General features: G+C 71.5%; 19 protein-coding genes. 7 read left to right on the top strand and 12 right to left on the bottom strand.

Going from position 1 to position 21,600, the window contains the following annotated elements; all coding sequences use genetic code 11:
* Positions 1 to 8: 8 nt before the first annotated feature.
* The 11 genes from J5X86_RS21385 to J5X86_RS21340 form a co-directional block, all read right to left on the bottom strand.
* On the bottom strand, positions 9 to 374 hold the full coding sequence (locus J5X86_RS21385) for a MerR family transcriptional regulator (protein ID WP_208518362.1): 366 nt from the start codon (positions 372 to 374) through the stop codon (positions 9 to 11).
* Positions 375 to 446: 72 nt separating this feature from the next.
* Entirely contained in the window at positions 447 to 1,733 is a 1,287-nt protein-coding gene (locus tag J5X86_RS21380) for a serine hydrolase (protein ID WP_208518361.1), read from the bottom strand.
* A 174-nt stretch (positions 1,734 to 1,907) separates the two neighbouring features.
* Positions 1,908 to 2,666 (bottom strand): SDR family NAD(P)-dependent oxidoreductase, encoded by a 759-nt coding sequence (locus J5X86_RS21375; protein WP_208518360.1) that lies wholly within the window; start codon positions 2,664 to 2,666, stop codon positions 1,908 to 1,910.
* On the bottom strand, positions 2,663 to 4,078 hold the full coding sequence (locus tag J5X86_RS21370; protein ID WP_208518359.1) for an MFS transporter: 1,416 nt from the start codon (positions 4,076 to 4,078) through the stop codon (positions 2,663 to 2,665). Before J5X86_RS21370 ends, J5X86_RS21375 begins: the two co-directional genes overlap by 4 nt.
* A 147-nt stretch (positions 4,079 to 4,225) precedes the next feature.
* Complete coding sequence (locus J5X86_RS21365; RefSeq protein ID WP_208518358.1) at positions 4,226 to 4,810, bottom strand: TetR/AcrR family transcriptional regulator; 585 nt, start codon at positions 4,808 to 4,810, stop codon at positions 4,226 to 4,228.
* Positions 4,811 to 4,990: 180 nt separating this feature from the next.
* Positions 4,991 to 5,866: a formate dehydrogenase accessory sulfurtransferase FdhD gene (gene fdhD / locus J5X86_RS21360; protein WP_208518357.1), complete on the bottom strand. Its 876-nt coding sequence runs from the start codon at positions 5,864 to 5,866 to the stop codon at positions 4,991 to 4,993.
* A 5-nt stretch (positions 5,867 to 5,871) separates the two neighbouring features.
* On the bottom strand, positions 5,872 to 6,744 hold the full coding sequence (locus J5X86_RS21355) for a 2Fe-2S iron-sulfur cluster-binding protein (protein ID WP_208518356.1): 873 nt from the start codon (positions 6,742 to 6,744) through the stop codon (positions 5,872 to 5,874).
* Positions 6,741 to 8,762, bottom strand: coding sequence for an NADH-ubiquinone oxidoreductase-F iron-sulfur binding region domain-containing protein (locus J5X86_RS21350; protein ID WP_208518355.1), 2,022 nt, complete (start codon positions 8,760 to 8,762; stop codon positions 6,741 to 6,743). The genes J5X86_RS21355 and J5X86_RS21350 overlap by 4 nt, the downstream gene beginning before the upstream one ends.
* Positions 8,763 to 8,764: 2 nt before the next feature.
* Positions 8,765 to 10,714, bottom strand: a complete 1,950-nt coding sequence (locus J5X86_RS21345) for a molybdopterin oxidoreductase family protein (protein ID WP_208518354.1) — start codon at positions 10,712 to 10,714, stop codon at positions 8,765 to 8,767.
* Between the two features lie 279 nt (positions 10,715 to 10,993).
* Positions 10,994 to 11,116, bottom strand: a complete 123-nt coding sequence (locus J5X86_RS52015; protein ID WP_014055836.1) for a hypothetical protein — start codon at positions 11,114 to 11,116, stop codon at positions 10,994 to 10,996.
* Complete coding sequence (locus J5X86_RS21340) at positions 11,113 to 12,669, bottom strand: OFA family MFS transporter (RefSeq protein ID WP_243981013.1); 1,557 nt, start codon at positions 12,667 to 12,669, stop codon at positions 11,113 to 11,115. The genes J5X86_RS52015 and J5X86_RS21340 overlap by 4 nt, the downstream gene beginning before the upstream one ends.
* A 141-nt stretch (positions 12,670 to 12,810) precedes the next feature.
* On the opposite strand from J5X86_RS21340, the gene J5X86_RS21335 reads away from it, so the two are divergent.
* Positions 12,811 to 13,488 (top strand): GntR family transcriptional regulator, encoded by a 678-nt coding sequence (locus J5X86_RS21335; protein ID WP_208518353.1) that lies wholly within the window; start codon positions 12,811 to 12,813, stop codon positions 13,486 to 13,488.
* A gap of 62 nt (positions 13,489 to 13,550) precedes the next feature.
* Here J5X86_RS21335 and J5X86_RS21330 read toward each other — a convergent pair whose 3' ends face one another.
* The gene (locus tag J5X86_RS21330) at positions 13,551 to 13,838 is read right to left on the bottom strand and encodes a hypothetical protein (protein WP_208518352.1); all 288 of its coding nucleotides are present in this window, start codon (positions 13,836 to 13,838) and stop codon (positions 13,551 to 13,553) included.
* A gap of 231 nt (positions 13,839 to 14,069) precedes the next feature.
* Between J5X86_RS21330 and J5X86_RS21325 the strand changes: the two genes are divergently transcribed.
* The 6 genes from J5X86_RS21325 to J5X86_RS21300 all read left to right on the top strand — a co-directional run bounded on the left by J5X86_RS21325 (position 14,070) and on the right by J5X86_RS21300 (position 21,552).
* Positions 14,070 to 15,251 carry an ROK family transcriptional regulator gene (locus J5X86_RS21325; protein ID WP_043235769.1) on the top strand — a complete coding sequence of 394 codons (1,182 nt, stop codon included), beginning with the start codon at positions 14,070 to 14,072 and terminating at the stop codon, positions 15,249 to 15,251.
* Between the two features lie 373 nt (positions 15,252 to 15,624).
* Positions 15,625 to 17,154, top strand: coding sequence for a sugar ABC transporter ATP-binding protein (locus J5X86_RS21320; protein ID WP_208518351.1), 1,530 nt, complete (start codon positions 15,625 to 15,627; stop codon positions 17,152 to 17,154).
* Entirely contained in the window at positions 17,151 to 18,227 is a 1,077-nt protein-coding gene (locus tag J5X86_RS21315) for an ABC transporter permease (RefSeq protein ID WP_208518350.1), read from the top strand. The genes J5X86_RS21320 and J5X86_RS21315 overlap by 4 nt, the downstream gene beginning before the upstream one ends.
* On the top strand, positions 18,224 to 19,279 hold the full coding sequence (locus tag J5X86_RS21310; protein WP_208518349.1) for a substrate-binding domain-containing protein: 1,056 nt from the start codon (positions 18,224 to 18,226) through the stop codon (positions 19,277 to 19,279). Before J5X86_RS21315 ends, J5X86_RS21310 begins: the two co-directional genes overlap by 4 nt.
* Positions 19,280 to 19,339: 60 nt before the next feature.
* Positions 19,340 to 20,530 carry a Gfo/Idh/MocA family protein gene (locus J5X86_RS21305; protein ID WP_208518348.1) on the top strand — a complete coding sequence of 397 codons (1,191 nt, stop codon included), beginning with the start codon at positions 19,340 to 19,342 and terminating at the stop codon, positions 20,528 to 20,530.
* Positions 20,531 to 20,544: 14 nt separating this feature from the next.
* On the top strand, positions 20,545 to 21,552 hold the full coding sequence (locus J5X86_RS21300; protein WP_078640202.1) for a sugar phosphate isomerase/epimerase: 1,008 nt from the start codon (positions 20,545 to 20,547) through the stop codon (positions 21,550 to 21,552).
* The last annotated feature ends 48 nt before the right edge of the window (positions 21,553 to 21,600 follow it).

Here is a 21,600-nt window from a genome sequence, read left to right as displayed (position 1 = left end):
CGCCTCGGTCAGTTCATGGCCGACTGGCCCGCGGTGATGACCCTGTCCAGCAGTGACCGGGACAGCTCGAGCTCCTCGATGGCCGCGGTCATCCGCTCCCGCTCCGCCCGCAGCTCGCCCAGCAGATCCGGGCAGGTGGGCACGAGGTGCTCACCGTCGTCGTCGCGGAGGCAGGGCAGGACCTGGGAGATGGTCGCCGTCGAGAGCCCGGCCGCCAGCAGTGCGCGGATGCGCCGCACCACCGCCACATCGGACGCGCGGTATGCGCGATAGCCGCTGGGCAGCCGCTCGGGCTGGAGGAGGCCCTGCTGTTCGTAGTAGCGCAGCAGCCGCTCGCTCACCCCGGTGCGGCGGGACAGCTCGCCGATACGCATGGGCCCTCCTCCTCACGCCCTCACGCCCGGAACTCTCTTCACGCCCCGAAACTCTCCAATGGATGTCAGAGTTTACGGCTTCGGGCGCGCGCCGTCGCACAGGACGCGATCGGTGAGGCTCTGCAGGGCCGCCTCGGCCCGGAGCAGCTGCTCGTCGTCGGCGGTCTTGCCGCTGGAGCTGATGGTCACCGAGCGCCGACCGCCCTCGGTGAAGCCGGTCCGCACCGTGGCCCCTTCGAGGTCGCCGCCGTGGCCCCAGCGGTAGCCGCCGCAACTGAGCGGCTGCCGCATCATCCCGAGCCCGTACTGGGCATGCGGGAAGGCCACCTCGAAGTCCGGCCCGACGGGGACGGTCCGGCGCATCGCGGCCAGCTGCGCCGGGGGCAGCAGACGGCCGCCCAGCAGCGCGGTGTAGAACCGGTCCAGATCGCGGTCGGTGGTGATGAGCGAACCGGCCGCGCCGCCCCAGGAGACGTTCCGGAGCGTGGTGTCCGTCCAGGTGCCGGAGCCGGGGAAGCGCTGATACGTATGCGCGTACGGGGCCTTCAGCCGCGGATCGTCCCCCGGCTCGTAGGTGCCGGTCAGGCCCAGCGGGCGGATGATGCGGTCGCGGACCTCCTCCGGCCACGCGCGTCCGGTGACCTTCTGGATGATCATTCCGGCGAGGACATAGCCGGGGTTGGAGTAGTTCCAGTCGGGCTTTTGGTCATCGGCCGGGGCGGGCGGGAAGTCGGGCCGGTGCTTCATCGCCCCGGCGACCACCTGCTCGGGGGAGACATGGTCGAACCGGGTCCGATCGAAGTCCGCCGCCGTGTCGCCGGTGTCGTCGCTGTAGGCGTAGTTGTGGATGCCGCTGGTGTGCTGGAGCAGATTCCTGACGGTGATCCGGCGGCCGTCGTTGCCGTTGCCGCTCACCACACCCGGCAGCCACTTGTCCACCGGATCGCTCAGCGAGAGCCGCCCCTCGGCGACCAGTTGGAGGACGACCGTGGCCACGAAGGACTTGGTGACGCTCGCGGCCCGGTAGTGCGCCCCGTACGGCATGGGACGGCCGGTGTTCAGCTCCGCCTCGCCCGCGCGGGCGAGGATCCGGCGGTGGCCGTCGCGCACCTCCACGGTGAGGCCGATGAATCCGGCGTCCTCAAGGGTCCGGGCCACCTCGCGGCGCAGCTCGTCCTCGGTGAGCCGGTGGTCGGGGGAGTCGGAGCCGGGCGCTGCGGGCGCCTCGGGCGCTGTGGAGGCTCCGGGGGCGGTGGTGGTGGCGGCGGCCGGGACCGCGGCCGCGCCGCCGAGGAGAGCGGCGGTGACGGCGGCGGCCATGACGAGGCGTAAACGAGGGCGCTTCGTGAGTGCGTTCATGTCTCACCAGCCTCCGGGTGCGGCGGCGCCCCGGCCATGCGGCAAGCCCCCGCGTGAGAGTGGGGGCTGCCCCATGGCCGGAGGCCCGTGGCAGGAGCTCCATGGCCGGGCTGCTCCGGCCGGTCGATCGCTCGGCGCGGTCGATCGCTCGGCGCGCCGGGCGCTCGGGGCCGGTCAGGCCGACGAGCCGCTGTCCACCACCAGATCCGTGCCGACCACGGAGCCCGCCGCCGGTGAGGCGAGGTAGAGCACGGCGGCGGCGATCTCATCCGCCTCCGCGACCCGGCCCAGCGGATTCTCGGCTTTCGCCCGCTCGGCGCGGTCGGCCTCGGTCTCACCGGGCAGCAGTGACATGGGGCCGTCGGAGACGCCGGGGCTGACCGCGTTGATCCGGATTCCCTGGTGGACATGGTCGAGCGCGGCGACCCGGGTCAGCGTGGCGACCGCCGCCTTGGAGGTGCTGTAGGCGCCGAGGCCCGGAACCCGGAGGTGGGCGCCGAGGTTGGAGGAGACATTGACGATCGCCCCGCCGCCGTGGTCCTTCATGTGCGCGATCTGGTGCTTCATGGCCAGCCAGACACCGGTGACATTGGTGCGCAGCACCGCCTCCCAGTCCTCCTCGCTGACCTCCCCGACGGGCCCCTTGCCACGCAGTATCCCGGCGTTGTTGACGGCGATGTCCAGTCCGCCGAAGCGGGTGACGGCCGTGTGCACCAGCTCCCGCAGCTGCCCGGAGTCGGTGACATCGGCGGTCACGGCGGTGGCCCGGCCATCGGCGGCCTCGATGAGACGGACCGTCTCGGCCAGGGTGGATTCGGTGCGCCCCGCGGCCACCACGGAGGCGCCTTCGGCGGCGAAGGCGAGCGCGATGGCACGGCCGAGGCCGGTGCCCGCTCCGGTGACGAGGGCGGTCTTTCCGGTGAAGCGGTTCACTGCATGGCTCCTTGAGGAAGAGAGGAGGGACGGGATGGACTGGTCCGCTGGACGCGGAGGTTCAGGGCGGCGACGAGGGCGAGCGCGGCCCCCGTCGCGGCGAGGGAGATGGCATCGCTGCCGAAGGTGAGCACGATGGCGAAGACGACGGTCGGGCCGAGCTCCATCGCCGTGTTCAGTACCCCGCCCGCGAGTCCGGTCCGCTCGGGCGGCACCCCATGGGTGGTGAGCACGGCGGCCCCGGCGAAGGAGGCGGCGGCGCCGGCCGGCAGCAGCACCAGCCCCGGCAACAGCGCGGAGGCGTACGGGGTGTGCGGGTCGAGCCCGGTGAGGGCGAGCAGGACCAGCCCGGCCGCGGCCGTGGCCAGCCCGGTGGCGGTGACGACGCGGGGGCCGAAGCGGGCTATCAGCGGCCCGGCCGCCCGCCCCGAGGCGAGCAGGGCGATGGCGAACGGCACAAAGGCGGCCGAGGTCCCCAGCGGTGACCAGTCACGGTCGTGCTGGAGATGGAGCGAGAGGGTCACAAAGGTCATCGCGGTCGCGCAGGCGCTGAGCGCGATGGCCGCGAGGGCGAGGGCCCGCCGCCGGTTCAGCAGGAAGCGGGGCGGCAGCAGCGGATCGCCGGCCCGGCGCTCGGCGAACCAGAACGCGACGAGGAGCGCGGCCCCGATGAGCAGGGGCACCAGCACCCTCACCGACGACCAGGGCAGGGCGTCGGTGACCACGAGCCCGTAACTGGCCAGCGTGATCCCGGCCGTGGCCAGCAGCGCGCCCGGCAGATCGAGTGTCCGGCCCCGGCTCGGCGCGGTGTCCGGCAGCAACCGGGGCGCGAGGGCGAGGGCGGCCGCGGCCACCGCAAGGGGCACGGCGAAGCTCCAGCGCCAGGACAGCAATGCGGCTATGACGCCGGAGACCAGATTGCCCGCGGTCGCGCCGAGCACCGAGAGCCCGCCCCAGGTGGCCATCGCTCGGCCATAGGCCGCGGGGGTGGGGAAGACGGTGCGCAGCACGGCCATGGCGGCGGGCGCGATCAGGGCCGCCCCCGCGCCCTGGGCGAACCGGGCCATGAGCAGTGTCCCGATGCCGGGGGAGAACGGGGCGGCGGCCGAGGCGGTGGCGAAGACGATGAGCCCGGCGGTGAGGGCGCGCCGCCCGCCGTAGCGGTCGGAGAGGCGCGCGCCGAAGAGCAGCAGCCCGGCGAAGGTGAGCCCGTACGCGGCGCTGAGCAGGATCAGATCGGCCCGCTCCAGGCCGAAGGCTCGGCCGATCTCGGGCAGCGGCACGGCGATCGCCGCGAGCGTGAAGATCAGGGTGATCTGGACGGAGCCGAGCAGGGCGAAGGCGTGGCGATGGTGGGTCGTGGTGGCGGCGGTGCCGGTACCGGAGCCGCGCGGGGTGTCGGTGGCGGTCATCTTTCCCCCAATATTTGACCGATCGTTTTAATATGCGGACACACGGATGGGCTCTGTCTCACTCCCGTGATCGTGGTGTGGTGCGGCCCGGGGCAGGCCGGTGCGTCAGGCCGCAGAGGTCAGGTCGAAGGCGTCAGGCCATGCAGGTCAATCCAGCAGTGTCAGCGCCTGCTCCGCGGCGTCCCGCACCCGGGCCGGGTCGTCCGACGCCTTGCCGACCACCCGCAGCCCCTGCATCAGCACGAACAGCATCCGCGCCAGCGCACGGGGGTCGCGGTCCTCGGGAAGCTCTCCCTGGGCCTGGGCCCGTATCAGCGCGGAGCACAGCGGTGTCTCCACGTGGTCCCAACTCAGCTCCACCCGGCGGGCGGCCGCCGGGTCGTGCGGAGCCAGCTCGGCCGCTGTGTTGGTCACCAGGCAGCCGGCCAGCCGCTTCTCCGGGGAGGCGGCCTCCTCGGCGAAGCGGCGCACCACCGCCCGCACCGCGGGCAGTGCCGGACCCGGCTGGGACAGCTCGGTCAGCAGGGACGGGTCGTGCGTCTCCGCATAGCGGTCCATGGCCTTCAGGTACAGCTCGTGCTTGTTGCCGAAGGTCGCGTAGATACTGGCGCGGCCGATGCCGAGATGGTCGACGAGGTCCGCCATCGAGGTCGCTTCATAGCCGCGCTGCCAGAACAACTCGAGAGCCGACTGCAGGGCGGCCTCCGGGTCGAATTCCTTCGTTCTGGCCATGACCCAATCGTAGCACCTAACCAGAACGAGCGGTCAAGAACACTTTCGAGTGAAGACCCGGGTATGGAACGCGGGTACGGGACCCGGTGACGCGCGTACGGAAATCGGTAGGGGCCGGCCGACGCAGGGGGCGCTCCCCGCCGGCCGGCCCGCCAACCCGTGCAGCGGGCGGACCGCTTCTCAGGTCCCGCCGACCGCTGTCCGCAGGGCGAGTCGCTGCTCACCCGCGTACACGTTCATCGAAGTGCCGCGGAGGAAGCCGACCAGGGTCAGCCCCGTCTCCGCCGCCAGATCCACCGCCAGCGAGGAGGGCGCCGACACCGCCGCCAGCACCGGGATCCCCGCCATCACCGCCTTCTGCGCGAGCTCGAAGGAGGCGCGGCCCGAGACCATCAGCACCGACCCCGACAGCGGCAGCAGACCCTGCTGGAGCGCCCGCCCCACCAGCTTGTCCACCGCGTTGTGCCGGCCCACGTCCTCGCGCAGGTCCAGCAGCTCGCCGTCCGGCGTGAACAGCCCCGCCGCGTGCAGCCCGCCGGTCCGGTCGAAGACGCGCTGCGCCGCGCGGAGCCGGTCGGGGAGCACGGAGAGCGTCTCCGGCTCGATCCGCACGGGAGAGCTCCCGCCGTCCGCCCCGTCGCCGAGGCCGTCCGCGAGCGGCCAGCGCGCCGTCGTCCGCACCGCGTCCAGGCTGGCCTTGCCGCACAGCCCGCAGGACGACGTCGTATAGACATTGCGCTCCAGGGTGATGTCCGGGACCGGCACACCCGGAGCGAGCGTCACATCCACCACGTTGTAGGTGTTGGAGCCGTCCTCGGTGGCGCCCGCGCAGTAGACGATGTTCGCCAGCTCGTCCGCGCGCCCGAGGACGCCCTCGCTCACCAGGAACCCGGCGGCGAGGGCGAAGTCGTCGCCCGGTGTGCGCATGGTGATCGCCAGCGGTTTGCCGTTCAGCCGGATCTCCAGCGGCTCCTCCGCCACCAGGGTGTCCGGCCGGGTGCTGACCGCCCCGTCCCGGATGCGGATGACGCGGCGTCGCTCGGTGACCCGTCCCATGTCGATCAGTCCCGGTTCTGTGCGTGGTTCTGTACGTGCTGGTAGCCGAAACGGCCCTTGATGCACAGGTTCCCGTGCGTCACGGGATTGTCGTGCGGCGAGGTGACCTTCACGATCTCATTGTCCTGCACATGGAGGGTGAGATTGCACCCCACGCCACAGTAGGCGCATACCGTCGTCGTCTCCGTCTGCGCCGACTCGTCCCACGCCCCGGCCGTCCGCATGTCGAACTCCGTCTTGAAGCTCAGCGCGCCGGTCGGGCACACCTCGATGCAGTTGCCGCAGTAGACACACGCGGAGTCGGTGAGGGGCGCGTCGTGCTCGGTGGAGATCCGGGCGTCGAAACCGCGGCCCGCGACCGCGATCGCGAAGGTGTTCTGCCACTGCTCGCCGCAGGCGTCCACGCACTTGTAGCAGAGGATGCATTTGTCGTAGTCGCGGACGTACAGGTCGTTGTCGACCTTCGGCTCCTCGTCCACCCGGGCGGCGTCCGCGCCGAAGCGGTCCGGCTCGGCTCCGTACTCCTCGATCCACTCGGCCGCGCGCGGGGTCGTCGACAGATCGGTGGAGGAGGCCAGCAGCTCCAGGACGACCTTACGGCTGTGCCGGGCCCGTTCGGTGTCCGTGCGCACCTCCATGCCCTGCTCCACCCGGCGGGAACAGGCCGGGGCGAGGGTGCGGGCGCCCTCCACCTCCACCACGCACACCCGGCAGGCGTTCTTCGGGGTGAGCGTGTCGCCCTGGCACAGGGTCGGGACGTCCTTGCCCGCGGCGCGGCACGCGTCCAGCAGGGTGCTGTCCTCCGGGGCGCGGACCGGCTCGCCGTCCAGGGTGAGGTCGACCAGACGGCGCGGGGGTCGCAGCGGTATCGCGGTCACTTGAAGGCTCCCAGGCGGTCGATGGCGGACTCCACGGCGTTCCAGGCGGTCTGGCCCAGACCGCAGATCGAGGCGTCCCGCATGGCCCGACCGACCTCGCGCAGCAGCGCGATGTCCCCGGCCGCGGCGGCGCCCGTAAGGTCCTTGATCCGGTGCAGCGCCTCCTCCTGCCGTACGGTGCCCACCCGGCAGGGGACGCACTGGCCGCAGGACTCGTCGCGGAAGAACTCCGCGATGCGCAGCAGGACGCGGGGCAGGTCGACGCTGTCGTCCAGGACCAGTACCACCCCGGAGCCGAGGGTGGTGCCCGCGGCGCGCGTGCCCTCGAAGGTCAGTGGGACGTCCAGCTCGTCGGGGCGTACGAAACCGCCCGCCGCGCCGCCGAGCAGCACCGCGCGCAGCGTCTCGGGCGGCCCCGCGAGCTCCAGCAGCTCGCCCAGCGACGCCCCGAACGGCAGCTCGTAGACGCCGGGCCGGGCGACCGTGCCGGAGACGCAGAACAGCTTGGTGCCGGTCGAGGTGCCGGTACCGGTGCGGGCATACGCCTGCGCACCCTCGATCAGAATCGGCAACACATTGACCAGCGTCTCCACGTTGTTGACCGCGGTCGGCTTCCCGAACAGTCCCTTCTCGACCGGGAACGGCGGCTTGCTGCGCGGTTCACCGCGCCGCCCCTCGATCGAGTTGAAGATCGCGGTCTCCTCGCCGCAGATGTACGCGCCCGCGCCGCGCCGGATCTCGATGTCGAACGCGAACCCCTGCCCCATGACGTCCTCGCCGAGGAAGCCACGGGCCCGGGCTCGGTCGATGGCGGTGCGCAGCCGGCGCAGCGCACGGGGGTACTCGCCGCGCAGATACAGATAGCCGCGGTGGGCCCCGGTCGCATAGCCCGCGATGGTCATGGCCTCGATCAGGGCGTACGGATCCCCCTCCATCAGGACCCGGTCCTTGAAGGTGCCCGGTTCGCTCTCGTCGGCGTTGCAGACCAGATAGTGCGGATGGTCGGGCTGCTGGGCGGTGGCCGCCCACTTCCGCCCGGTGGGGAACGCGGCCCCACCCCGCCCGACCAGCCCCGCCTCGGTGACCTCCCGGATCACCCCGGCGGGCCCCAGCGCGAACGCGCGCCGCAGGGCGGCGTATCCGCCGTGGGTGCGGTAGTCGTCGAGCGACCCGGGGTCCACGACTCCGATCCGGCGCAGCAGCACCAGGCCGTTGCCTCCGGCCAGGGGCACGGATGCGTCCCGCCGCGCGGAACTCTCGGACCACGCACAGGGGTCGGCGTGCGGCTCCGTATGTGCGGAGTTCTCCGGCCGCTGCCCGGCGTCGGGGCCCGGGTCGGGCACGGCCGCGTCGTCGCCGGTCCCCGCCCGCGTGGCGGGCGGGGGGTAGGGGCCGTCGGCGCCGGTCTGGGGGACCGCGGTCGCCGCGGGGGGTTCGGCCGGCGCGTCGTGCGGCGCCGATGCCGCGTCGGCCACCGCCTCGGCGGTGGCGGGGGCGACGACCGCGGTCTGCGGGGCCTCGCCCGCGCGGATCGCCAGGGCCGCCGGGGCGCGTTCGCACAGGCCCAGGCACGGACTGGGCTGCCAGACGGCTCCGGACCCGGCCGAGCCCGCCGGGCCCAGGTCCCGTTCGAGCTCCGCGCACACCCGCGCGGAGCCCCGGGCCGCGCACGCCAGGTCGGTGCAGACGTGGACGACGGTCGCCGGACGGGGTTTCACCGCGAACATCGCGTAGAAGGTCGCGACCCCGTAGCCCTCCGCCGGAGGGACCGTCAGCCGGCGGCACAGATAGTCCAGGCCGCCCTCGCTGATCCAGCCCACCCGGTCGTTGAGGGCATGCAGCCCCGGCAACAGCAGTTCGCGCCGCTCACGTGCCTCGCGGCCGCCGCGCGCCCAGCGCAGATCGGTGTCGTTGCGGTCGTCCGCGCCCTCCCAGGCGGATTCGGGCGGGCCGAGCAGGGCGTCGACCGCCGCCCGCTCCTCGTCCGTGGGCTTGCCGGCACCGAAGCGCAGATCCACGGTCAGCTCCTTACGGCGGTCACGGGAATCTTCTCGATCCTTATGGCCGACGCCTTGAACTCCGCCGTCCCCGCGATGGGGCAGTTCGCCTCGATCGTCAGGGAGTTGGTGTCCACCTCGTCGGGGAAGTGCATGGTCATGAAGGCGAGCCCCGGCCGCAGCCCGGGATCGATCCACACCGGCGCCACCACAGAGCCGCGCCGCGAGGTGACCCGCACCCGCTCCTCGGTCTCCACCCGGTAGCGGGCCGCGTCCTCCGGGCACAGCTCGATGTACTCGCCGCGCCGCAGCGGAGAGGCGAAACCCCCGCTCTGCACGCCGGTGTTGTACGAGTCCAGGCGGCGGCCCGTGGTGAGCCGGATCGGGTAGGCGTCATCGGTCAGATCGACCGGCGGATCGTGCTTCACCGGGCCGAAGGGGGCGAGGGCGCCGCGCCGCGCCGGATCGCTCTCCCACAGCCGGCCGTGCAGATAGGTGGGCTCGAGGCGGTCGGTGCTGGGGCAGGGCCACTGGATGCCCTGGTGCTCCTCCAGCCGCTCGTAGGTCATGCCGAAGTGGTCGGGGGAGACGGCGCGCAGCTCGTTCCACACCTCCTCCGCGCCCTCGAACTTCCAGTCGTGGCCGAGCCGTCGCGCCAGTTCGCAGATGATGTCGATGTCCTCGCGCGCCTCGCCCGGCGGCTCCACGGCCTTGCGCACCCGCTGGACGCGCCGCTCGCTGTTGGTGGTGGTGCCCTCCGTCTCGCACCAGCCCGCGGTCGCCGGGAGCACCACATCGGCCAGCTCGGCGGTCCTGGTGAGGAAGATGTCCTGGACCACCAGGTGTTCCAGCGACTCCAGCCGTCGGACGGCCTGTTCGGTGTCGGCCTCGGACTGGGCCGGGTTCTCGCCGATGCAGTAGACGGCGCGCAGTTCGCCCGCCTCCATGGCCTCGAACATCTCGGTGAGGTTCAGCCCGTAGCGCGGCTGGATGACCACGTCCCAGGCGCGCTCGAACTTGGACCGGGTGGGCGGGTCCAGGATGTCCTGGAAGCCGGGCAGCCGGTTGGGGATGGCGCCCATGTCGCCGCCGCCCTGGACGTTGTTCTGGCCGCGCAGCGGCTGCAGTCCGCAGCCGTACCGGCCGATATGGCCGGTCAGCAGGGACAGATTGATCAGCGCCCGGACGTTGTCGGTGCCGTTGTGGTGCTCGGTGATGCCGAGCGTCCAGCAAAGCTGGGCACGCTCGGCGGTGGCGTAGGCGTGTGCGAGATCGCGGATGGCGTCCGCGGGGACGCCCGTGACCTTCTCCGCGACGCTCGGGGTCCAGGGCTCCACATGGGCCGCGTACTCCTCGAAGCCGCTGGTGGCGCGCTCGATGAAGGAGCGGTTGGCGAGCCCCGCGTGGATGATCTCGCGGCCCACGGCGTGGGCGAGCGGGATGTCGGTGCCGACGTTGAGCCCCAGCCAGCTCTCGGCCCATTCGGCGGTCGAGGTGCGGCGCGGATCGACGGCGTACATCCGGGCGCCGTTGCGGATGCCCTTGAGGACGTGCTGGAAGAAGATCGGGTGCGCGAAGCGGGCGTTGGAGCCCCACATCACGATGAGATCGGTGTCCTCGACCTCCGCGTACGACGACGTGCCGCCGCCGGAGCCGAAGACGGCGGACAGCCCCGCGACGCTTGGCGCGTGGCAGGTGCGGTTGCAGGAGTCGACGTTGTTGGTGCCCATCACCACCCGGGCGAACTTCTGGGCCACGTAGTTCATCTCGTTGGTGGCGCGGGCGCAGGAGAACATGCCGAACGCGTCGGGCCCGTGGGCCGCCGTCACGGCCCGGAACCCGGCGGTGGCCCGGCTGAGCGCCTCGTCCCAGGAGGCGCGGCGGAGTTCACCGCTGACCGAATCCCGCACCAGGGGGTGGGTCAGCCGCGGGTACTGCTTCTGCTGTCGGTTGCGCTGGCGGTTACGGGCCACGACGGGCTCCTTACGGCGGTCACGTCGCGGTGCGACGTGAGGGAACCGAACGTCCGGGTATCGTCGACAGAATATTGAATACAGTATGCCCGAGGAGGGGGTCAAGGAGTCGAACGACACCTCAACCCCCCTCCCGTCCGCCGGTGATGGGACCCCGGGCGGTGATGGGACGTCGGCCGGTGAAGAGAGCTCACCGGGGAAGCGAGCTCGGCCGGTACAGCGAGTTCGGCCAGTGAAGCCGGTAAAGCGAGTTCAGCCGGTGAAGGCGGTAAGGCGAGTTCAGCCCGTGAAGAGCTGTGTGGCCTTGCGGATGAGCTCGTAGACCCCGTACGCGAAGGGCAGCGCGACCCAGGCCCAGACGGCCACGGTCAGCGCGGTGCGGTTCGTGGTGGGTTCGGTCATCGGTCCGCTCCCTTCTCGGCGGGCGCCGCCTTTTCCTCAGCCTCGGCGGGCGCCGCCTTTCCCTCAGCCTCGGCGGGCGCTGCCTTTTTCTCAGCCTCGGCGGGCGCTGCCTTTTCCTCGGCCTCGGCGGGCGCCGCCTTCTCCTCAGCGTCGGCGGGCGCCGCCTTCTCCTCAGCCTCGGCGAGCGCCGCCTTTCCCTCGGCGTCGGCCGCCGCGGTAGCCGGTTCGTGGAAGCGCGGATGGACCGGCCGTACCAGCTCGTTGGCGATGAAGCCGACGATCAGCAGCGCGATCATGATGGTGAGGGAGAGCGAGTACAGCCCGGGGCCGGTCTTCCCCGCCTCCTCCTGGTGGTCGGCCACCTTGTTGACGATGTACGGGCCGAGGACCCCGGCCACCGACCACGCGGTGAGCAGCCGGCCGTGGATCGCGCCCACCTGATAGGTGCCGAACAGGTCCTTCAGATACGCCGGAACGGTCGCGAAGCCACCCCCGTAGAAGGAGAGGATCACCAGCGCGCACACCACGAACAGGGGCTTGGAGGAGTCCCCGATTTGCGCGATGGCCAGGTACATCAGCGCGCCCACGCCCAGATAGATCCGGTACATGTTCTTGCGCCCGATGAGGTCGGACGTGGACGACCAGACCAGCCGCCCGGTCATGTTGGCCGCCGACAGCAAGGCGACGAAACCGGCCGCCGCGGTGGCGGTCACGGGGGTGTCGGTGTCCTTGAAGTAGTCGCCGATCATGGGCGCGGCCTTCTCCAGGATGCCGATGCCCGCCGTCACGTTCATGCACAGCACCACCCACAGACACCAGAACTGCGGGGTGCGCAGGGCGTTGCGCGCGGAGACGTCGGCCGCGCTGACCATGTGCCCCTGCTCCTGCGGCGGCTCCCAGCCGGCGGGCCGCCAGCCGTCGGCCGGTACGCGTACCAGCAGCACGCCGAGGGTCATGAAGACCGCGTAGGTCAGACCGTGCACCAGGAAGGTGGCGGCGATGCCGCCGTTGTCGGTGCCGAAGCGCTCCATCAGCCAGCTCGACCAGGGCGAGGCGATCAGCGCGCCGCCGCCGAAGCCCATGATGGCGATGCCGGTGGCCATGCCGGGCCGGTCGGGGAACCACTTCATGAGCGTGGAGACGGGGGAGATGTATCCGATGCCGAGACCGATCCCGCCGATGAAGCCGTAGCCGAGGACGACCAGCCAGTACTGGCTGGTGGCGGCGCCGAGCGAGGCGACGAGGAAGCCGGAGGAGAAACAGACGAGGGAGACGAACATCGCCCAGCGCGGGCCGTTGCGCTCGACGAGCGTCCCGCCGAAGGCAGCGGACAGGCCGAGCATCACGATGCCCAGCTGGAACGGGAGTGCGCTGGCCGTGCCCGAGAGGTCCATGGAGGACTCCAGGGGCGGCTTGAACACGCTCCAGGCATACGCCTGGCCGATGGAGAGATGGACGGCTAGGGCGGCCGGTGGCACCAGCCAGCGGCTCCAGCCCGGTGGGGCCAGGGTGTGCGAGCGATGCAACGGGCCGAGTCGATCATTGGTGAGCATGTGCCCGGACTTTAAGGATTCAACGAGTCAATGACTAGACGTAGAAGCGCCTGGGATGTGTCGGCCGCGTGGACTGGATGGGTAAACTGTAGACAATAACCAATCCGGGCATCCGGTGAACGGCGAGCCAGAGGGGGCGCGATGCTGTCCAGGGGACTGCCGCACGGCGCGGTACCGAAGCTGGAGCGGCCCGGTCCGCTCCGCGAGCGCGTCTACGAGGCGCTGCTCGAACTCATCACCACCCGCGCCCTCCGCCCCGGTCAGCACCTCGTGGAGAGCGAGCTCGCCGGGCAGCTCGGGGTCTCCCGCCAGCCGGTGCGCGAGGCCCTCCAGCGGCTCAACACCGAAGGCTGGGTCGATCTGCGGCCCGCGCAGGGCGCGTTCGTCCACGAACCCACCGAGGAGGAGGCCGATCAGCTCCTTACGGTGCGCACGCTCCTGGAGGCCGAGGCCGCCCGGCTGGCCGCCGCGGGGACCGACGCGGCCGGGATCGCCGCGCTGGAGGACCTGTGCGCGAAGGGCGAGCGCGCGGTGCTGGACGACGATGTGGACGGCGCGGTCGCGGCGAACGCCGAATTCCACGCCAAAGTAATGGAGTTGGCCGGAAACGCGGTCCTGTCCGAGCTGGCCGCCCAGGTGGACCGCAGGGTCCGCTGGTACTACACCCCGGTCGCCCGTCAGCGCGGCAAGCAGTCCTGGATCGAGCACCGCGAGCTGATCGCGGCCATCACCGCCGGTGACGAACACGGGGCCACGGCCGCCATGCGCACCCACACCGAACACACCCGCCGCACCTACCACGACCGCGAGCGGTCCTGACCCTTCCACCGGACCGGCCGTTGCCGGGTGGCGTCACCGCCGGGTGGCAGCTCCCCGTGGCGTCATCCCCGAGTGGCGTCGATGCGCTCGACAGCCTCCTTGGCCTCCTTCAAGTCGGCGTCGGTGAGCTGCCGGTAGGCCTTGATGGCCTCGAACTTCTTGCCCTCCCGCAGCAGGGCAGTCACCCGCCGCAGGTCGGGCCCGACCACCTGGATGTCCAGGTGGTCGAGGATCAGGTCCAGCTTGTGCTCGATACGGTCCGCCCTGCGCTGGATCTTCTTGATCCTCGACTCCAGCAGCGGATACTGCAGAACGAGGGCCATGAGCAAGATGTACGCCGCTATCTCCATGATCGCCGATCGTAGTGGCCGGAGTGGCCGAACCCTTTCGTCCGGCCCGCGCTCCCGAGCCGGTGCCTCCTCGTGCTGTCGCAAATTCAACTCGGCTTTGTCCTGCGACAGGAGAAAGTCGTAGCCAATTGCGGCGCAAGTTCTTCCCACTCCCGACAACCGCTGCTACGTTCCCCGTGAAAGCCCGGTGACGTGGATGCCGATGACGGCGGGAGGGGCAGCGTGAGGCGCATGACGGCACGACCGGCCAACGCGCATCAGGCACGACTGCTCCGTCTGCTGCGCGATGGCGGCCCCAACTCCCGTGCTCAGCTGGGCGATCAGATCGACCTCTCGCGTTCGAAGCTCGCCGTGGAGATCGACCGGCTGCTGGAGACCGGGCTGGTGGCCGCGGACGGGCTCGCGGCCTCGCGCGGTGGCCGGCGCTCGCACAACATCCGGCTCGCGCCGGGGCTGCGGCTGCTCGGCGTCGACATCGGCGCCACCTCCGTGGACGTCGCCGTGACCAATGCCGAACTGGAGATTCTCGGCCATCTCAACCAGCCCATGGATGTGCGCGAGGGACCCGTCGCGGTCTTCGAGCAGGTGCTGGACATGGCCGCGAAGCTCCGGGCCTCCGGGGTGGCCGAGGGGTTCGACGGGGCGGGCATAGGTGTGCCCGGCCCCGTGCGGTTCCCCGAGGGCGTGCCGGTGGCACCGCCGATCATGCCGGGGTGGGACGGCTTCCCCGTACGGGAGGCGCTCAGCCAGGAGCTGGGCTGCCCGGTGATGGTCGACAACGATGTGAACCTCATGGCGATGGGGGAGCAGCACGCCGGAGTCGCCCGCTCCGTCAAGGACTTCCTCTGCGTGAAGATCGGCACCGGTATCGGCTGCGGGATCGTCGTCGGCGGTGAGGTCTACCGCGGTACGACGGGCAGCGCGGGCGACATCGGCCACATCCAGGCCGAACCCGACGGCCGCCCCTGTGCCTGCGGCAACCACGGCTGCCTGGAGGCGTACTTCGGCGGCGCGGCACTGGCCCGCGACGCCGAGGCGGCCGCCCGCGACGGCCGGTCCGCCGAACTCGCCGCCCGGCTGGAGGAGGTGGGCAGCCTCGCCGCCACGGACGTCGCCGCGGCGGCGTCGGCGGGCGACGCGACCGCCCTCGACCTCATCAGGGAGGGCGGCACCCGTACGGGCCAGGTCATCGCCGGGCTCGTCAGCTTCTTCAACCCCGGTCTGGTGGTCATCGGCGGCGGTGTCACCGGGCTCGGCCATACGCTGCTCGCCGCCATACGGACCCAGGTCTACCGCCAGTCCCTGCCCCTGGCCACCGGCAACCTCCCCATCGTGCTGGGCGAACTCGGCCCGGCCGCCGGGGTCACCGGCGCGGCCCGCCTGATCAGCGACCACCTCTTCTCCCCGGCCTGACGGCCTGACGGCTTGACGGCCTGATCCCGCCCGGCCACGGCCGGTCCGTACCTCGGCACAGCGCAGCAGCACGGCATCCGCACCGCCCCTCGACGTACGCCACGTCGAGGCACGAGCCGCACGACCGGCACCACTGAGCCGCACCACCCGGGCACCACCGAGCCGCACCACAGGGCACCACCGAGCCGCACCACCCGGCACCACCGTGGCGGCGCGCCGTACCCCGGCACGCCCCGCACCTCACCACGGCACGACATCACCGTTCCGCCCAGCCCCAGCCAGCCCTATCCCCAGCCCCGCCGCGCGCCCGCAGCGGCTCCGGCACGCCCAGCGACCCGCACCGCATCGAGCGAACCCGCCGAGGAGGCCAGCCATGGCACCGGCACCACCCGACCCGCGCCCGCTCCTCACCATGTCCGCGATCACCAAGTCCTTCCCCGGCGTACGGGCCCTGGACGGCGTCGACCTCGATGTCGAAGCGGGCGAGGTGCACTGTCTGCTCGGCCAGAACGGCGCCGGCAAGTCCACCCTCATCAAGGTGGTCGCCGGGGCGCATCAGCCCGACAGCGGCGAGATCCTCTGGCGGGGCGCACCGGTCACCCTCAAGTCGCCCATCGCCGCCATGCGCCTGGGGATCGCCACCATCTACCAGGAACTCGACCTGGTGGAGGGGCTGTCCGTCGCCGAGAACGTCTTCCTCGGCCATGAGATGGCCACCGCCGGTTTCGTCCGCTCCCGAGCGGCCCGCACCGCCGCCGCCGCGCTCCTGACCCGGCTCGGACACCCCGAGATCGACCCGGGGCGGCTGGTCGGGGAGCTGTCCGCGGCCGGGCAGCAGATCGTCTCGATGGCCCGCGCGCTCTCCCACGACGTCCAGCTCATCGTGATGGACGAGCCGTCCGCCGCCCTCGACCCCGACGAGGTCGACAACCTCTTCCGCATCGTCGGCGATCTCACCGCCGCCGGGGTCGCCGTCGTCTACATCTCGCACCGGCTGGAGGAGATCCGCCGGATCGGCGACCGCGTCACCGTGCTCAAGGACGGCCGCGCCGCGGCCCGCGGGCTGGACGCCCGCACCACCCCGACCCGCGAGGTCGTGGCCCTGATGACGGGCCGGGACGTGGAGTACGCGTTCCCGCGCCGCACCACGGCACCTCCGGCCGCGAGCGCCGCGCCCGTGCTGCGGCTGGAGAACCTCGGCAGGGCGGGGGAGTTCGAGCCGATCGACCTCGAAGTGGCGCCCGGCGAGATCGTCGGGCTCGCCGGACTCGTCGGCTCCGGGCGGTCCGAGATCCTGGAGACCGTCTACGGCGCCCGCCGTCCCACCTCGGGCCGGGTCCTGGTGGACGGCCGCGCGCTGCGCCCCGGCAGCGTGTCCGCCGCCGTGCGCGCCGGGCTCGGGCTCGCCCCCGAGGAGCGCAAGGCGCAGGCGCTGCTGATGCTGGAGTCCGTCACCCGCAATGTCTCGGTCTCCTCGCTGCCCCGCTTCTCCCGCGCCGGGTGGGTGGACCGCGGCGCGGAGCGGGCGGCGGCCCGTAGGTGCGTACGCGACCTCTCGCTGCACCCCGACGACCCGGAGCGGCCGGTGCGGACCCTGTCCGGCGGCAATCAGCAAAAGGCCGTGCTGGCCCGCTGGCTGCTGCGCGGCTGCCGGGTGCTGCTGCTGGACGAGCCGACGCGCGGGGTGGACGTCGGCGCCCGCGCCGAGCTGTACGCCGTGATCCGCCGACTCGCCGACGACGGCATGGCCGTCCTTCTCGTCTCCAGCGAACTGCCCGAAGTCCTGGGCCTCGCCGACCGGGTGCTGGTGCTCCGCGAGGGCCGCGTCGTCCATACGGCGCCCGCGCGGGAGCTGGACGAGCACCGCGTCCTCGATCTCGTCATGGAAGGGAGCCCGTCGTGAACTCACCCGGAAGCAGGCCGGCGTCCAGCCCCCCGGCCGATCCCGCCCCGGTACCGGGCGCGGGCGCCACGCTGACGTCCGGTCCGGTCGGCAAACCGCCGGCCGGCCGCACCGGCACCGATCCGCTGAGCTGGCTGCGGCGCCTGGCCGACCTGCACAACCTCTCCCTCGTCGGGGTGCTGGCGGTGCTGATCGCCGTCGGCGGCTTCACCAAGCCCGACGAGTTCCTCAGCACCGACAACCTCCAGCTCGTGCTCACCCAGGCGTCCGTCATCGGCGTCGTCACCGTCGGCATGACCTTCGTCATCACCAGTGGCGGCATCGATCTGTCGGTCGGCGCGATGGTCGCCCTCGCCTCGGTGTGGGCCACCACGCTCGCCACCCAGGACTACGGACTCGGCGGCATCCTGCTGTGCGCGGTCCTGGTGGGGCTCGGCTGCGGACTGGTCAACGGGGTACTCATCGCGTACGGCGGGTTGGTCCCGTTCATCGCCACCCTCGCGATGCTCGCCTCCGCCCGCGGTCTCGCCCTGCAGATCAGCGACGGCAGGACCCAGGTCGTCACCGTCGACCCGGTCCTGGACCTCGGGCTCCCGGACTCCTACGTCCTCGGCATACCGCCGCTGGTGATCATCTTCGCCGCCGTCACCGTCCTCGGCTGGCTGGTGCTCAACCGCACGACGTTCGGCCGGCGCACCGTCGCCATCGGCGGCAACGCGGAGGCGGCCCGGCTCGCGGGCATCGACGTCAAACGACAGCGGCTGATGCTGTATCTGCTCTCCGGGCTGTGCTGCGGTGTCGCCGCCTTCATGCTGGTCGTCCTCACCGGTTCCGGCCAGAACACCAACGGCAACCTGTACGAACTCGACGCCATCGCCGCCGCGATCATCGGCGGCACGCTGCTCAGCGGCGGCCGCGGCACCATCACCGGCTCCGTCCTCGGCGTCCTCGTCTTCACCACCATCACCAATCTGTTCGCCCTGAACAACCTTCAGAGCGATGTCCAGCAGATCGCCAAGGGCGCGATCATCGTCGCCGCCGTCCTGGTACAGAAGGGTCGTTCGACGCCATGAGGTTCCCACAGAGCTCCTCCCCCACCAGTCGCAGAAACCTGCTCCTGGGCACCGCCGCGGCGGGCGCGCTGTTCGCCGCCGGGTGCACCAGCAACGAGAACAACGAGAGCGACGAGAACAGCAAGCAGGCCGCGAACACCGCCAATGACAAGCCCGGTAAGGCGGTCACCATCGGCTTCGCCGGGCCCCAGGCCGACCACGGCTGGCTCAACGCCATCAACGAGCAGGCCAAGCGGCGCGCCAAGGAGTACAAGGACGTCACGCTGGAGATCACCGAGGGCTCCAACGACACCGCCCAGCAGATCGGGCAGATCGAGACCCTCATCAACAAGAAGGTCGACGTCCTGGTCATCCTGCCCGCCGACGGCAAGGCGCTGACCCAGGTCGGGCTCAAGGCGATGCGGGCGGGCATCCCGGTCGTCAACCTCGACCGCGTCTTCGCCTCCCCGCAGGCGTACCGCTGCTGGATCGGCGGCGACAACTACGGCATGGGCTTCAACGCCGGGCAGTACATCGGCGAGCAGCTCAAGGGCAAGAAGAACGCCAAGGTCATCGAGTTGGCCGGGATCGACAACCTGGAGCTGACCCGGCAGCGCACCGCGGGCTTCAACGACGCCCTGAAGAACTACCCGAACATCAAGAAGGTCGGCCGCCAGGCCGCGGAGTTCACGGTCGAGTCGGGCCAGTCGAAGATGGCCCAACTGCTCCAGGCCCACTCGGACTTCGACGCCCTGTGGAACCACGACGACGACCAGGGCGTCGGCGCCGAGCGCGCCATCAAGCAGGCCGGGCGGGATGACTTCCTCATGGTCGGCGGCGCGGGCGCCAAGCACGCCATGGACGCCATCAAGGCCGGTAACACCGTGCTGAAGGCCACCGTGCTCTACCCGCCGACCATGGCCGCCTCCGCCATCGACCTCGCCCGCGCGCTCGGCCAGGGCAAGGGCGTCGGCGGCCTCGCGGAGCTGGAGATCCCGGCCTCCCTCACTCTCTACTCCGCCGTCGTCACCAAGGACAACGTGGACGAATACCTCCCCACGGGATTCAGCTGAGCCCGATAGAGGGCCAGACCCCCCACCTCGCGTCGGTTTGCGATCGTCAGAAGGAGTCCCATGGAAAGTCCTGAAGCGAAGACGCTCGGCGTCGGCATGGTCGGTTACGCCTTCATGGGCGCCGCACACTCCCAGGGCTGGCGTACCGTCGGCCGTGTCTTCGACCTGCCCACGCGCCCCGTGATGTCCGCCATCTGCGGGCGCGACGCGGACGCCGTACGGACGGCCGCGGACCGGCATGGCTGGGCCGCGGCCGAGACCGACTGGCGGTCGATGATCGCCCGGGACGATGTGCAGCTCGTCGACGTCTGCACCCCCGGCGACAGCCATGCCGAGATCGCCATCGCGGCCCTGGAGGCGGGCAAGCACGTGCTGTGCGAGAAGCCGCTCGCCAACTCCGTGACCGAGGCGCAGGCCATGGTGGAGGCGGCGCGGCGGGCGCGGGAGCGCGGACAGGTGGCGATGGTGGGCTTCAACTACCGTCGCGCGCCCGCGATCGCCTATGCCCGCCGGATGGTGGCGCAGGGGCGACTCGGTGTGCTGCGGCACGTACGGGTCACCTATCTGCAGGACTGGATCGTCGACCCGGAGTTCCCCCTGGTGTGGCGGTTGCGGCGGGAGTACGCGGGCTCCGGCGCGCTCGGCGACCTGGGCTCGCACATCGTCGACCTGGCGCAGTATCTGGCGGGGGAGCGGCTGATCGGCGTCTCGGCGCTCACCGAGACGTTCATCCGGGAGCGGCCGCTGCCCGCCGGTGCGGTGGCGGGGCTCGGCGGCTCCGGGTCGGGCGGGGCGACGCGCGGACCGGTCACGGTCGATGACGCGGCGCTGTTCACCGGGCGGTTCGGCTCCGGTGCGGTGGCGTCGTTCGAGGCCAGCCGCTTCGCCGCGGGCCGTAAGAACTCGCTCAGGATCGAGCTCAACGGCGATCACGGTTCGCTCGCCTTCGATCTGGAACGGCTCAATGAGCTGTCCTTCCACGATCACACCGAGCCCGCCGCCGACTCCGGCTTCCGCCGGATCCTGGTGACCGAGCCCGAGCACCCCTACCTGGACGCGTGGTGGCCGCCGGGCCACGCCCTCGGCTACGAGCACACCTTCGTCCATCAGGCGCGGGACATGGTGCTCGCGGTCGCCGAGGGGACCGGACCCGAGCCGTCCTTCGAGGACGGGCTGCAGGTGCAGCGGGTGCTCGCCGCCGTCGAGGAGAGCGCGGAGAAGAACTGCGTCTACACCCCCATACCCGTCTGAGTCAGGAGGCCGGAATGCCCAGACCCTTCACGCTCTTCACCGGCCAGTGGGCCGACCTTCCCCTGGAGGAGGTCTGCCGGCTGGCCCGCGACTTCGGCTACGACGGCCTGGAACTGGCCTGCTGGGGCGACCACTTCGAGGTGGACCGGGCGCTCGGTGAGCCCGGCTATCTGGACGGGCGCCACAGCCTGCTGGAGAAGTACGGCCTGAAGTGCTTCGCCGTCTCCAACCATCTGGTCGGCCAGGCGGTGTGCGACTCGCCCATCGACGAGCGACACAAGGCCATCCTGCCCGCCCGGATCTGGGGTGACGGCGAGGCCGAGGGCGTCCGGCAGCGGGCCGCCGCGGAGATGGCCGACACCGCCCGCGCCGCGGCCGCCTTCGGGGTCCGCACCGTCATCGGCTTCACCGGCTCCTCCATCTGGCATCTGGTGGCGATGTTCCCGCCGGTGGTGCCGGGGATGATCGAGCGGGGCTACGAGGACTTCGCCGAGCGCTGGAACCCGATCCTCGACGTCTTCGACGCCGAGGGCGTGCGCTTCGCCCACGAGGTGCACCCCAGCGAGATCGCCTACGACTACTGGACCACCCACCAGGCCCTGGAGGCGCTCGGCCACCGCCCCGCCTTCGGGCTCAACTTCGACCCCAGCCACTTCGTCTGGCAGGACCTGGACCCCGTCGGCTTCCTGTGGGACTTCCGGGACCGGATCTACCACGTCGACTGCAAGGAGGCCCGGAAGCGGCTGGACGGCCGCAACGGCCGCCTCGGCTCCCATCTGCCCTGGGGCGATCCACGCCGCGGCTGGGACTTCGTCTCGGCGGGCCATGGCGATGTGCCGTGGGAGGACGTGTTCCGGATGCTGCGCTCGATCGGATACGACGGTCCGGTGTCGGTCGAGTGGGAGGACGCCGGGATGGACCGGCTCACCGGCGCCCCGGAGGCGCTGGCCCGGCTGAAGCACTTCGACTTCGACCCGCCGACGGCGTCGTTCGACGCGGCCTTCGGAGGCGGGGAGAAGTAGCCCGGCCCGTCCGGCGATCGAGGACCCGCCCCAAGGACCCCTGGGTGG

The organism is Streptomyces sp. NEAU-YJ-81 (genome assembly GCF_017592595.1).
Lineage (GTDB): Bacteria > Actinomycetota > Actinomycetes > Streptomycetales > Streptomycetaceae > Streptomyces > Streptomyces hygroscopicus_B.
The sequence above is the reverse complement of the archived record's forward strand: the minus strand, read 5'-3'. Positions and strand labels throughout refer to the sequence as shown.